At 49.6% G+C, this 12,631-nt stretch carries 13 protein-coding genes; 1 reads left to right on the top strand and 12 read right to left on the bottom strand.

Translation table 11 applies throughout. From position 1 onward, the window contains the following. The 8 genes from EAO33_RS03000 to EAO33_RS03035 form a co-directional block, all read right to left on the bottom strand. Positions 1–561 (bottom strand): MotE family protein (locus EAO33_RS03000; RefSeq protein ID WP_120944862.1); only part of this gene is annotated, 561 nt, incomplete at its 3' end. Continuing rightward, on the bottom strand, positions 554–982 hold the full coding sequence (locus EAO33_RS03005) for a flagellar FliJ family protein (protein WP_120944864.1): 429 nt from the start codon (positions 980–982) through the stop codon (positions 554–556). The genes EAO33_RS03000 and EAO33_RS03005, both read right to left, overlap by 8 nt. Continuing rightward, a complete protein-coding gene (locus EAO33_RS03010; RefSeq protein ID WP_120944866.1) occupies positions 979–2,190 on the bottom strand; it encodes an adenylosuccinate synthase in 1,212 nt (403 codons plus the stop codon). The genes EAO33_RS03005 and EAO33_RS03010 overlap by 4 nt, the downstream gene beginning before the upstream one ends. A 9-nt stretch (positions 2,191–2,199) precedes the next feature. Continuing rightward, complete coding sequence (locus tag EAO33_RS03015; RefSeq protein ID WP_205589487.1) at positions 2,200–3,150, bottom strand: ribose-phosphate pyrophosphokinase; 951 nt, start codon at positions 3,148–3,150, stop codon at positions 2,200–2,202. Further along, a complete protein-coding gene (locus EAO33_RS03020) occupies positions 3,147–3,638 on the bottom strand; it encodes an HIT family protein (protein WP_120944870.1) in 492 nt (163 codons plus the stop codon). The genes EAO33_RS03015 and EAO33_RS03020 overlap by 4 nt, the downstream gene beginning before the upstream one ends. Before the next feature lie 9 nt (positions 3,639–3,647). Beyond that, positions 3,648–5,108, bottom strand: a complete 1,461-nt coding sequence (locus EAO33_RS03025; RefSeq protein WP_120944872.1) for a Mur ligase family protein — start codon at positions 5,106–5,108, stop codon at positions 3,648–3,650. Between the two features lie 2 nt (positions 5,109–5,110). Beyond that, positions 5,111–5,839 (bottom strand): alpha/beta fold hydrolase, encoded by a 729-nt coding sequence (locus EAO33_RS03030; RefSeq protein WP_120944874.1) that lies wholly within the window; start codon positions 5,837–5,839, stop codon positions 5,111–5,113. After that, complete coding sequence (locus tag EAO33_RS03035) at positions 5,839–6,873, bottom strand: D-alanine--D-alanine ligase (protein WP_120944875.1); 1,035 nt, start codon at positions 6,871–6,873, stop codon at positions 5,839–5,841. The genes EAO33_RS03030 and EAO33_RS03035 overlap by 1 nt, the downstream gene beginning before the upstream one ends. Before the next feature lie 135 nt (positions 6,874–7,008). Here EAO33_RS03035 and prmC point away from each other — a divergent pair, with 135 nt between their 5' ends. After that, positions 7,009–7,842 carry a peptide chain release factor N(5)-glutamine methyltransferase gene (gene prmC, locus EAO33_RS03040; RefSeq protein WP_120944877.1) on the top strand — a complete coding sequence of 278 codons (834 nt, stop codon included), beginning with the start codon at positions 7,009–7,011 and terminating at the stop codon, positions 7,840–7,842. On the opposite strand, the gene nspC is transcribed toward prmC, so the two are convergent. From nspC to EAO33_RS03060, 4 genes are read right to left on the bottom strand one after another with little or no spacing between them, the layout of a single operon-like run. After that, a complete protein-coding gene (gene nspC / locus EAO33_RS03045; RefSeq protein WP_120944879.1) occupies positions 7,839–9,044 on the bottom strand; it encodes a carboxynorspermidine decarboxylase in 1,206 nt (401 codons plus the stop codon). The two genes, prmC and nspC, sit on opposite strands and share 4 nt — an antisense overlap. Beyond that, positions 9,044–10,015: a chemotaxis protein gene (locus EAO33_RS03050; RefSeq protein WP_120944881.1), complete on the bottom strand. Its 972-nt coding sequence runs from the start codon at positions 10,013–10,015 to the stop codon at positions 9,044–9,046. The genes nspC and EAO33_RS03050 overlap by 1 nt, the downstream gene beginning before the upstream one ends. Positions 10,016–10,055: 40 nt before the next feature. Further along, positions 10,056–11,153: a redox-regulated ATPase YchF gene (gene ychF / locus EAO33_RS03055; protein ID WP_120944883.1), complete on the bottom strand. Its 1,098-nt coding sequence runs from the start codon at positions 11,151–11,153 to the stop codon at positions 10,056–10,058. Further along, entirely contained in the window at positions 11,153–12,631 is a 1,479-nt protein-coding gene (locus EAO33_RS03060) for a leucyl aminopeptidase (protein ID WP_120944885.1), read from the bottom strand. The genes ychF and EAO33_RS03060 overlap by 1 nt, the downstream gene beginning before the upstream one ends.

The raw sequence follows: 12,631 nt of genomic DNA on the forward strand, positions 1-12,631 counted from the left end.
CTTTAAAGGGGGGACCTTTTGGAGGCATTTGTTGTGGAGAGTGGCTGCCTTAGCGGGGTCCATTTTAGCTAGGATTTTGCCCATGTCCTTGGCTTCTAGGGTGGAGAGGATTTGAGCAGCTTGGCTGGGAGGCAAGTCTTGTAAGATCGGGGCGGCTTTGGAGTCTTTCATTTTGGCATAAGTGCTAGAGAGTTTGCTCTGGCTAGCGCTCTTGATCTCTTTTAAAAGTTCCTCATTCTTGGCGATCAAGGCTTTGAGCTTTTTCTCATTCTCGGCTTGGGTTTGTTTAAAAGCTGTCTCTTTGTCCTCTAATTCTTTGAGTTTCACCCCTAGGGCTTTTTCACGCTCTAGCACTTTGGCGCGGCGTTGATCTAGAAGACTTTGGGTTTCTTTTTGCAAGGTTTGTAAGCTCAAGGCGCGCGCTTGCAAGGCTTGTAATTGCGTTTCAATTTCAGCCTTGCGCGATTCAAAAATGGCGTTGCATTGCAAGAATTGCTCAGAGGGGGTTTGGGTGGCTTGTAAAACCAAAGCGCACGCCACCCACGCGTAAAATCTAGGCATGGGAGCTTCTTTGCTTATAGGCGAACATGCCCGTGCTAATCGCGTCCATCTCCTTGTGTTCTAGGCGTTGCAGGCGCGCTAAACGCGCCTGGGTTTGCAGGGTTTGCAAATAGGCGATCTTTTCGCATTCTAGGTTGGCTTGTCTGTGTTGTTCTTGCAGGCGCGCTTGATCTTCTTGCAACCTGTCTACCTGTGTGTGGAGCTGGGCTAGGGCGTAGCGGTAATTGTGCTTTAAGGCATTGAGTTGCAAAAAAGCGTCCATACTCCCCTGCGCGCCCACGCCCAACTGTTCTAACTCTGCGCGCAACGCGCTGATCTCTTGTTGCGTGCGGGCGATCTGGGCGTGGTTGTTGGCTAGGGCGATCTGGGCGCGTTGGAGTAATTGGCGTTTGATCTTCAATAAGGCATCAAAGGGAGTCATCGTAAAATCATCTCCTCGCGTTTAGGGCTGGTAGAAATGGCGTTGATTCTTACCCCCACTAGGGTTTCTAGCGCCTCCACATAGTCTTGGGCGGCTTTGGGGAGTTCCTCAAAGGTGCGCGCACGCGCGCTACACTCCCAACCCTCAAAACTGTGGTAAATGGGCTTGATGCCCTCTAAAGAGTCTGGCATGCGCTCTAGGGCTTCCCCCTCCCTTTGGTAGCCCACGCACACCAAAACTTCCCCCAAGCCATCTAGCACATCTAATTTCATCAAGGCTAATTGCGTGCACCCATTTAGACGGCAGGCATAGCGCACTGCCACTGCGTCAAAATACCCGCACCGGCGCGCGCGTTGGGTGGTCGTGCCAAATTCATGCCCTTGTTTGCGTAACCACGCGCCCAAATCCCCCACATCTTCGCTAGGAAAAGGTCCATTACCCACCCGCGTGCAGTAAGCCTTAGCCACCCCGATCACCTCTTGAATGTCTTTGACACTTAGCCCACTCCCATTACACGCTCCAGAGGCGATTGTAGTCGAGCTGGTAACAAAGGGATAAGTCCCAAAGTCTACATCTAACATACTCCCCTGCGCGCCCTCCAGTAAAATGCGTTTGCCCTCTTGAGCGCTCTCCCAAAGCATGCTAGTGGTGTCGGCAATATAGGGCAAAATCAGGGGGGTGTAGGTGTCTAGGTAGTGTTGAATTGCCTTGGTGTCTAAACAAACATGCAGATGGGCTAAGTTGTGCGCGATCTTGTCCTTGAGGATTTTAGGACGGCGCAAATCCCCCACGCGCAAGCCCACCCGGGCGATCTTATCTTGGTAAGCGGGTCCAATCCCCTTGCGGGTAGTCCCAATCGCGCTTTGGGCTTCTTGGCGATTTTCTAACATTTGGTGGTAGGGCAGGATCAAATGCGCGCGCTCGCTCACAAAAAGTCGCCCGCGTAAATTCTCAAAGGGGGCGATCTCTTGGGCTAGCGCGTCCAAAGCCACCACCACCCCATTGCCAATAATGTTCTTGCACTGGGGGTATAGCACCCCTGAGGGGATCAAGTGCAGAGCATAAGTGCGATCTTGGGCGACAATGGTGTGCCCGGCATTATGCCCGCCTTGGAAGCGCACCACAAAATCGTAATCTCGTGCCAAGCGATCTACGATCTTTCCCTTCCCCTCATCGCCCCATTGCACCCCCACAACCACATCTGCCATAAACTCCCTTTACACAAAAAGCGATTGCACGCTTTCATTATGATACACCCGGCGGATCACCTCCGCAAATAAGGGCGCGACACTTAAGATTGTGATCTTGGGGTGGGGAGCTTTGAGCGGGATAGAATTGCTCACCACCACCTCATCTAACTCACTCTCCTTAATGCGCTTGATCGCATTCCCGCTTAACACCGGGTGCGTGCCCAGTGCCATCACTGAGCGCGCCCCCTTGGCTTTTAACATGCCAGCCGCCTTGCAGATAGTTCCGGCTGTATCCACCATGTCGTCCACCAAGATCACATCACGCCCATGCACCTCCCCGATGATATTCATCACCTCGGATTCATTAGCCCGTTCGCGCCTTTTGTCTACAATAACTAGATCCATGCCAATTTGGCTAGCAAAATAGCGCGCGCGCGCCACCCCCCCGATGTCTGGACTAGCCACCACCGGGTTTTTAAAATCCTTGGAACAAATATAATCTCTAAAAACGATCGATCCGTAAAGATTGTCCACTGGGATATTAAAAAAACCTTGGATTTGCCCGGCATGTAAGTCCATTGTGATCAAGCGATCGATACGCGCGGTTTGCATCAAATCGGCGACTAATTTTGCGCTAATGGGCACTCTAGGGGCTGCCTTGCGATCCTGTCTAGCGTAGCCAAAGTAGGGCACAACCGCCGTGATAGAATTGGCTGAAGATCGCCTGAGCGCGTCCACCATCACCAAGAGTTCCATAAGATTGTCATTGACCGGCGCGCAGGTGGGTTGCACGATGTAGACATCTCTCCCGCGCACCGATTCGCTAATTTGCACATTGATCTCCCCATCGCTAAAACGCCCTAAGACCACCTTAGAGAGCCCCACCCCTAAGTGTTTGGCGACCTCCTTGCCAAAGCTAGGGTGCGCGCTACCGCTAAAAAGTTTGAAACTGCGTGTTTTCATGCCATTCCTTATCATGGGGCAAAAAAGGATTTACCCTGTTCTTTGAGTTGTTGGTAAATGGCTTCAAAATCCGCCCCATAAACGCGGGTGTTGCCAATCACGCTGATGAAATTCGTGTCCTTATGGAAACGGGGCACTAAGTGCCCATGCAAATGCGCGCTGATCCCCGCCCCAGAAGCGTCCTTGAGATTAAACCCCACATTGATCCCATCGGCTCCAAAGGCGTATAAGAGTTGCACGCCCTCATAAATGCGCTTTTGTAGGTGTTGCCAATCCTCTAAACCCAATAATTCGGGACTATTGGCATGTTGGCAGGGGATCACCATGAAGTGCCCGGGATTATAAGGGTAGCGATTCATCACCACAATGGCGCGCGCATCACGATAGAGCACATGGTTACTCCCATCTAAATGGGGGGCTTGGGCGATGGCGCAAAACACACAGCCTTGTAAATCCTCTCCTTGCAAATAAGGATTTCTCCATGGCGCATACAGACGGTACATGGCACTCCTTTAAATGTAATTGGGCGCGTCATTGGCAAACAAGATCAAGTCTTTGGCTAAAGTGGTGCTTTGCAACACCGCTTCTAACTGACTCTTGTCTTTGAGAAAAATCTTTTGGGGTCTGTGGATACTTTGGGCTAGAGTGGTTGCGTTGAGTTCGCCCGTGATGATGACAATGTCAAAGACTCTATCTATCGCCCGGGCTAAGGTGGTGTTAGATTCTACATCGCTCTCCACTAAACCCGGGGTTACAATGATCTTGCGCCCAGCATAAAGGCTACACAGACGCACCCCCTCCAACATGCCCTTTAAATTCCCATTAAAGCCATCATCAATGATGATTTTATCGTTCAGGTGCAGGACATGCAAGCGGTGGGGGACGGGATTGAGTTTAGCCACTAGGCGTTGTAATTGCGCGCTAGAGAGCCCAAAGTAAAAGCCTACCATGATCGCTAGGCTGAGGTTTTCTACATTGAACGCCCCTAGAATTTTAGTTTCAAAACGCACCCATTGGTTATCCAGCCAGAGCTCAAAGCGCGTGCCCTCTAGATTAGCCTCCACACCCCTTATTTTACCCGGGTAAAAACTCATTTTTTCTAAGGGCACACAAAAGGGCTCCAACACCTCACTTTTATGGCAAAAGGCGTGTTCTAAACGCGTAGATTGCAATAACTCCGCCTTGGTCTTGGCGACATTGTCTAGGGTTTTGAAGTATTCTATATGCTGTTTGCCCACTTCGGTGATGATAGCATAGTGGGGTTGCAAAAGCGCGCTGATCGCCTTGATGTCCCCGGGCGCGCGCGCGCCAGCCTCTGCGATGTAAAGGGTGGCGTTTTCGCCTAAGTTTTGGTTGATGTCATGGCTTAAACCTAGCAGAGTGTTCACACTCCCCGAGGCGCTATAGGCGATGTGTTTGCCCTGCAAGATTTGATAAAGATAGTTTTTCACACTGGTTTTACCAAAACTCCCTGTGATGGCGATGATCTTCAAATGGGGCATGCGCGCTAATTTGTGTTTAGCCAAACGCACATAGCCCCGCGCGCAACTCTTTTCAAAGCCCAAGGACGCGCCATGTGTTAGAATCATAAGAAGCCCATAACGCCAATAGCTAATCTCCCCTAGAGCGCGCACCAGCCATGCGTCCACGAGCAAAAATAGCCACAGAAGTAAAAAGAAACGCACCACGCGTGGGGTGAAAACCAATTTTTTATCCAAATGGTTAGCCCAAAGCACCAGCCAAGGGATTTGCACCCCGCCCACAAAGACATAAAAGGCGATCTCTAGGTGCTTGGCATGGGTGAGGATAAAAACCCCTAGGGGCAAGATCACATGGTAGACATGCCAGCGTTTTTTGTGGTGCTTGGTGAGCACGCGCGCAAAGCTGTAATGATACCATTGCAACAAGGTCATCAAGTAGTAATTCAAGCCTAAAATAAAAACCCACACCGCGCCAAATTCCAAAATCCCCATGTTTATCCCTGCCAACTAGGACCAAAGTGTTCCAAGCAATGCTGTTGCACCAACGCGCCCTGTTTTAAAAAGAAATAGTGATCCCCAGGCAGGACAATAAAGCGATTCTTGGGAACGAGCGCGGCAATTCTTTGCCCTGCACACAGGGGGGTGGTGGTGTCTTGCGCTCCCCATAAGATCAAAGTGTCTTTAGCGCATGCACGAAAATACGCGCTGAAGTCCTCTTGGACTGTGTATTTGAAAATCTCATACATCGCTGGGTTTAAGCCTTGCGCGTCCGCACTTCTCAAGGCTTTATTGCTCAAACCCAACGCCCTCAACCCCTTAGCCAGCTGGATTTTCAAGCGCGTTTTAAAAGACTTGGGCAGGACAACCCCCGCGCTGCTTAGGAGCACTAGGCGCGCGCCTTGACACAGCGTGGCGATCTTGCCCCCAAAACTATGCCCGATTAGCAAATCTGGGGTCATCTCTAGGGAGCTAAAAAACGCGTCTATGACTTGGGCGTAGTCTTGGGGGGTTAAAAAGATGTCATTGGGGCTTTTGCCAAAACCAGGCAAATCTAAATAGAAATGTTGGGAACGCGTAAAACACGCCTTGAAAGCGTGTTGCATCAATTCCTTACAACTCCCCCAACCATGTAAGAACGCCACACTCTTGGGCGCGTGCGCGTTGAGTCGATCATAAGCGATTTCAAATGCGCGCCCTTGGTACACCACCCTGCGTTTAGCCATCACTTGTGTTTTTGAATCTGGTTGATATAGCGGTAGGTGATAGGAATAGGGGGATTTTTAGGCAATAAGATATTCTCAAGCGCATGGGTAAAATCCCCAAAGAGATAGTGCGCTAGACTCCCGGGAATGGGGTTGATCTCATTTAAAAAGAGTTGATCCTCTAGCACAAAGAAATCGCAACGGATGAGTGCCCCGATGAAAAAAGGCTCATAAATGCGCTTGAAAAGCGCGCGCATCTGTTCTTCTAACCCCGCGCTAATTTGCGCCCTAGCGATTTTTTGGGTGCGCCCAAAGTCCAAATATTTCTCTTCAAAACCCAAGAGGTCTTTTTTTTGGGGCTCTTCTACAATGGAAAAGAGATACTCCCCATTTTCTAGCATGCACCCAGCTAAGTTGTATTCCTTCACCCCCGCCTTAAAGGGTTCTAGCACCACTTGGCTATCAAATTCAAAGGCTTCATCTAGGGCATAATCTAATTCTTTAGATTCTTTGGCGATCTTGATGCCTATGGAGCTCCCCAAGCGGTTGGGCTTGACAATGAGGGGGTAGTTTAGCTCTAGGGGGGTGCTGGGAGGCTTGGTTAAAAACACATAGGGCAGGACTTTGATAGCGCGCTCTAGAGCAAAACTCTTGGTTAAATACTTGCTATAACTTACCACGCACGCCTCCACCCTAGGACCAATAAAGGGCACTTCAAAAAAATCCAGCAGTGAAGCCAGTAAGCCATCTTCTCCATCACCCCCATGCACCAAATTAATGAGGGTAGAAAAGCCCACTTGTTTACCCCCCCCTAAAAGCCCTTGCGTGTAAAAACCATGGGGTTTTAAAACAAGCTCAGGGCACTTTTTATACTGGTGGCTAGCAAAGAAATTAGAACGCATGTCCTTTGTGGGAATGAGATAAAAGCGGCGCGCGCCATCTAAAAAAATAAAATGCCCGATCTGCGCGCCCAAGACTTCTTTTAGAGCGATCGCGCTCACAATGCTAATTTCGTGTTCGTAGCTCCTCCCCCCAAATAAGACCCCATAGACCACTCTCATCCTTTATTTACCTAGAAACAATGGCGCATTATAGCTAAAACCCTTTAAAGATTGCCTGCAAGCGCGCTAGCATTTTAAAGGTTTTTTAGGATAGAATGCCCTTTTGCAAACCCCATTTTAAGTTATGAAATGCCGACCAATATCTCCAAAGCGCTTTATGAAGCTAAAAAATTTCTCAAGGATAAGGGTGTGCGCACCGCGCTAGAATCCGAAGTGCTTCTAGCCCATCTGCTGGGTGTGGATCGGGTGTATTTGCACATGCATGCCCAAGAAGAATTAGACGACTTTGCCGTGGATCGCTTCATGCGCATGGTGAAGGCACGCGCTAAGGGCAAGCCCATCGAATACATCACCCACGAGGTGAGTTTTTACAGCCGTCTGTTCTTTGTGGACGAACGCGTGTTGATCCCCAGACCTGAAACCGAGATTTTAGTGCACCAAGCTTCTGAGATCATTCAAGAGTATGGGATTAAAAATGTGATCGATGTGGGGATAGGGAGTGGGGTGGTGGGTGTGAGTTTAGCCCTGCAGCACCCCAAGATTCATGTCATGGGCACCGATATTTCTATGGACGCGCTGGAAGTGGCTAGCATTAATATCACCACCTTTAGCCTGCAAGCCCGTGTTTCTTTAATGCACACTTCTTTGATACAGGGCGTGGAAATCCCCGCGCGCACTTTGGTGGTGAGTAATCCCCCTTATATCCCCCTGGATTATCCCCTCGATGATTCGGTGCGTTATGAACCTGAGATCGCGCTTTATGGGGGCGAACAGGGCGATGAGATCATCAAGGTGTTGATTGATGAAGCCTCTGAAAAGCGCGTGAAATACCTTATCTGTGAAATGGGCTCTGATCAAAGGGCTTCTTTGAGCGAGCATTTAGAATTAAAGGGGTATCGTGGGGTGTTTTACACCGATTACGCCAAATTAGATCGCGGTTTTGTCGCCACGCTCAGGAATTAATTGCGTTCTTTATAATGTGTGTAGTCAAAACTCTTAAGTAGGCTGAATTTGTCATGGGCTAGCAAGCCTAGAGCGGGCAGAGCGATTCCATTAAAGGTGTTGTTTTTCACAATGCTGTAATGTAGCATGTCCTTGAAGACAATTCTATCGCCTACAGCCAAGGGGGTTTCAAAACAATAAGGTCCAATGAAGTCCCCAGCCAAACAGCTCACCCCCCCTAAAAAGTAGCTAAACTCTCCGGTTGGTTTGCCCTCTGCTATGCTCCCATCGCTAGCCACCTTGAAAATCTCTGGTTGGTAGGGCATTTCTAGGCAATCTGGCATGTGGTTGGTGATACTCACATCTAAAATCGCGATCTGCGCTTGGTTTTCTACAATGTCTAACACACTGGAGAGTAAAAACCCCGCTTGCCAACCCACCGCCTCCCCGGGCTCACAAAAGATTTCTTGCAGATTGGGGAACGCTTGTCTTAAACCCTGCATGGCTTGCACCAAGACATTTAGGGCATAGCCCTCCTTGCTGATGTGTTGCCCTCCGCCTATATTGAGCCATTGCATTTGGGCTAGGGTGTCGCCAAAATGCGCGCTGACATGCTCTAGGGTTTCTTGCAAGGCTGGCGCGTCTTGTTCGCAATGGGTGTGGAAATGCAACCCGCTCACTCCCTCCAAACCATAGCGTTCTAGACCCTCTTTAAACGCCTTAGGGGTGATCCCCAAACGGCTATGGGGCGCACAGGGGTTATAAATCAAGGGGCGCACACGGCTAAAAAGCGGGTTAACACGCAAACCTATTTTAATGGGAGAAAGCCCTAATTTGTGCAGTTTTTGGTTTTTTTCTAGCACCAAGCCCTTGTAGGCATGGTATTGCGCAAATGAGTTAAAGACAATGTGCGTGGCGATGGGGAGAAGCTGGGCGATGTCATTGGGCTTAAAAGCGGGGCTAAAGACGCAGATCTCTTTAGCGCTCTCTCGTGAGCCAAATTCTTCATAAGCCAACAACGCCTCATGCACCCCACTTGCGCAACACCCATGCAAACTCGTGCGCACCCATTCAAAAGCCCGCCAAAAGGCAAAACCCTTCAAGGCTAACACGATCTTAATGCCCGCCTCCTTCTGGGCTCTCTCTAAGAGGGCAAGATTATGCTGGAGCTTGGCTAACTCCAGCACATAACAGGGCGAAGGGATGGCGTGGTAATCTAACATCACGCGCTCTTGACGGGCAAGAAATTCTTAATGATGCGCTCTACATCTAGGGGGTTGGATTTGGAGATAAAATCATCGGCGTGCAAGGAACGCGCCATCTCTTCATTGGAGCTCCCGCTCATTGAGGAATTCACCACAATGGGGATTTTAGCCATGGTCGAATCTAACTTCACGCGTCTAATCACCTCAAACCCGCTAGCCTCTGGCATTTCTAAGTCCGTGATGATGAGCCCGATGTCCTCTATAACGGTTTCTTTGTCAAAGAGATAGTTCAAGAGTTGTTGCCCGTTGATGAAATCTAGGTGCTTGATGCCTAGTTTGTCTAAGATCACCTGCATGGTCTTTAGCACGCTGGGCGAATCATCGGCTAACAACACCATTTTATCGCTGTAAAGCTTGGAGAGTCGACTAAGTTCTTCATGGCTTTCTTGTTCGATCCATGGGAAGACATCGGTGAGCATTTTTTCAATATCCACCACCTGCACCAAGCGCCCATCAAAATAACGCGTCCGGCTTACCAACTTGGAATTGCCACTATTGCCCCCCACGCCTGCGCTCTGTTCGATCTCCGTCCATTTCTTATTTAAAATGCGATCGGCTTCGTAAATACGCACCCCAATGGTCCAGCGCGAAAACTCGCAGATCATGATAATGTCGTCCTCATTAGGCTCTTTTTCAATCCTAAAGGGGCGCAAATCCTTGAGCTTGTTATTGCTATCGTAGTAAAACCACTTTTTCATGTCAATGAGGGGGATGGTGAGCTCCCTGATAATGATCAAGCCCTCCACCAAAGAGTTGGGCTCATGGCTAATCATGGTGAGAGTCCCATCGTATTTCACCACTTCGCGGATTTTAAACACATTCACCGCGTAGAGGTCTTTGTTCTTGCCTAATCTAAAGCATAGAAGTTGCAATTCATTGTTGCGGTGCAGATTGGTAACTTGATCGATGTGGGCAAGATTATTGGCCATGCATGTCCTTAAGGGTGAGATAAAACCCTATTATAGCACACTAGACATTGAACCTAAAGTGCATCACATCGCCATCTTGCACGATGTAATCCTTGCCCTCAATGCGTAACGCGCCCTTTTCCTTTGCGCCTTGTTCTCCCCCATAGGCGATGAAGTCTTCATAGGCGATTGTTTCTGCTTTAATGAAACCCTTTTCAAAGTCCTTGTGAATCACCCCAGCAGCCACAGGCGCGCTAGAACCCTTAGCAATCGTCCAAGCGCGCACCTCTTTGACTCCAGCGGTGAAATAACTAATGAGTCCTAATTGCGTAAAACCCATTTGGATAACGCGTTCCAACGCGCTTTGTGCGATCCCTAGACTCTGCAAAAACTCTTGGGCTTCTTGGGGGGGCATTTGCGCGATCTCTTCTTCTAATTTGGCACACAGACTTACAAAGCGTGCCCCGCGTTTTTTAGCCAAAGCCTGCACCTCCAAGGCGTAGCCATTGGGCGCGCTAGTATGTTCCTCACTGACATTGGCTGCGTAGATCACCTTCTTGGCGCTCAAAAAACGCAACTCCTGTTTGAGAGTGTCTAAATAGGGGTGGGGGTGGCTAAAGGTGCTTACTGGTTGCATGCGCTCTAAATGCGCTAGCAGGGCGCGCGCACATTCTAATTGCTCTTGGGCTTGTTTGTGGCTTTTGGCGTTCTTGGCTAGGCGTTCTAGGCGTTTTTGCAAACTCTGTATATCTGCCAAGATGAGCTCTAGTTCAATGGTCTCTATATCGCCTATGGGATCGATTTTGGAGTTGACATGCACCACGCTACTATCCTCAAAACAGCGCACCAAGTGCAAGATCACCTCACACTCTCGAATATGCGCCAAGAATTGGTTGCCTAAGCCCTCGCCACTAGATGCCCCCTTGATGAGCCCAGCGATGTCTATAAACTCCACACTGGAGTGTTGGATTCTCTGGGGCTTGACAATTCGGGCTAGAGCCTCTAAACGCGCATCGGGCACATCCACTAAGGCTTTATTAGGATCAATGGTGCAAAAGGGGTAGTTAGCGCTCTGGGCTTGCGCGGTGCGTGTGAGCGCGTTAAAGGTGCTGGATTTGCCCACATTGGGCAGACCCACAATCCCAATAGAGAGTCCCACTACTTCAAACTTTCTAGCACAAACTCCACACACGCGCGCACGCCCGCCCCGCTAGCCCCGGGGGTGTTGACATCCCAATCCTTTTCCACATAAGCTGGACCGGCGATGTCAATGTGCAACCATTTGTCCTTGTATTCCTCGCGGATAAACTCATTTAAGAATAGCCCTGCTGTGATCGCGCCCCCATAGCGCACGGGGGTGATATTGGCAATATCAGCCATTTTAGAGTCCAAGAGTTTGCGCAAGTGGCGGTTAAAGGGCAATTTAGCCATCAATTCCCCACTCTTGAGCGCGGCGTGCTCAAATTGGCTTTTGAGTTCCTCATTATTACCCATGATTCCGCTAGTGTAAGAGCCAAGACCCACCACGCATGCCCCCGTCAAGGTAGCAAAATCCACAATCAGATCGGGCTCTAAATCTTGAGCAAAACTCAAGCAATCTGCCAGCACCAAACGCCCCTCTGCATCGGTGTTGCGCACTTCTATAGTCTTGCCCTCTTTGGAGATGAGAATATCATCGGGGCGGTAAGCATCCCCGGCAATCATGTTTTCTGCCAAGCCTAACACGGCGTGCACCTCTGCTTCTACCTTCAGGTGTGCGAGCGCATTGACCACCGCTAACACCGCGCACGCTCCGCCCTTGTCCGCCTTCATGGTGATCATGTATTCAGGGGTTTTAATGCTCAACCCTCCACAGTCATAAGTCAAGCCCTTGCCCACTAACACAACTTTTTTCTTGGCGTTTTTGGGTTTGTAGATCACATGCACGAGTTGGGGGGGATTAGCTGAAGCGCGATTGACCGCTAAATAAGCGTTCATACCCTTTTCTTTGAGATAGTCCTCCCCGTGTACAAAACACTCCAGGGCATTTTTTTCAGCCAAATCTTGGGCTTTTTTGGCGATATAGGGCGCGCTGGCGACATTGGGGGGGGTGTTGACTAAATCGCGGGCTAAATTGACATGTTCGACTAGCACACGGGCTTTGTGGATCAATTTTTCTAGATTGTGCTCTAGGGTTTTAACCTCGTGTTTAAACTCGTGGGCTTCCCCTAAGGCTAGGACAACCTCTTTTAAATGCACGGGCTCTTTTTGACTCTTATAAGCCTCATAACTGTAAAGCCCAAATTGCAAACCCGTCAAGATCGCCAACATGGTTTGCCCTAAAGGACATTCGCCCTCGCTGGTGTGTTGGGCGGCATACAACCCCACTTTTGCGCTTTTGAAATGGTATTTTTTGAGTGTGCGCACCGCTAAACACGCCGCCTCTCTAAAGAGATGCGCATCATTGTGCGCCACCCCCACATACAGCCGTTTATGGGCTTGGTCCAAAAACACGCCCTCCCCTTCGTAGTGGAAAGTGTCTAGCACCTCTTTATGGTGCACCCATGGGTGGTTGCAATTTTTCTCCACCACAAAGACAATAGACACATCAGCTTTGACCTGCTCAAAGGGGGCATGGTCTAACTTAACTTGCAACAT

Origin of the sequence: Helicobacter labacensis (assembly GCF_003660285.1) — a bacterium.
Lineage (GTDB): Bacteria > Campylobacterota > Campylobacteria > Campylobacterales > Helicobacteraceae > Helicobacter > Helicobacter labacensis.

Excerpts from the sequence above, each read along its gene's own strand:
- EAO33_RS03030 (WP_120944874.1), bottom strand. The coding sequence starts at position 5,839 with ATGGCTAAACGCAGGGTGGTGTACCAAGGGCGCGCATTTGAAATCGCT.
- EAO33_RS03015 (WP_205589487.1), bottom strand. The coding sequence starts at position 3,150 with ATGATAAGGAATGGCATGAAAACACGCAGTTTCAAACTTTTTAGCGGT.
- EAO33_RS03020 (WP_120944870.1), bottom strand. The coding sequence starts at position 3,638 with ATGTACCGTCTGTATGCGCCATGGAGAAATCCTTATTTGCAAGGAGAG.
- EAO33_RS03010 (WP_120944866.1), bottom strand. The coding sequence starts at position 2,190 with ATGGCAGATGTGGTTGTGGGGGTGCAATGGGGCGATGAGGGGAAGGGA.
- EAO33_RS03050 (WP_120944881.1), bottom strand. The coding sequence starts at position 10,015 with ATGGCCAATAATCTTGCCCACATCGATCAAGTTACCAATCTGCACCGC.
- EAO33_RS03005 (WP_120944864.1), bottom strand. The coding sequence starts at position 982 with ATGACTCCCTTTGATGCCTTATTGAAGATCAAACGCCAATTACTCCAA.
- prmC (WP_120944877.1), top strand. The coding sequence starts at position 7,009 with ATGCCGACCAATATCTCCAAAGCGCTTTATGAAGCTAAAAAATTTCTC.
- EAO33_RS03025 (WP_120944872.1), bottom strand. The coding sequence starts at position 5,108 with ATGGGGATTTTGGAATTTGGCGCGGTGTGGGTTTTTATTTTAGGCTTG.
- EAO33_RS03060 (WP_120944885.1), bottom strand. The coding sequence starts at position 12,631 with ATGTTGCAAGTTAAGTTAGACCATGCCCCCTTTGAGCAGGTCAAAGCT.
- nspC (WP_120944879.1), bottom strand. The coding sequence starts at position 9,044 with ATGTTAGATTACCACGCCATCCCTTCGCCCTGTTATGTGCTGGAGTTA.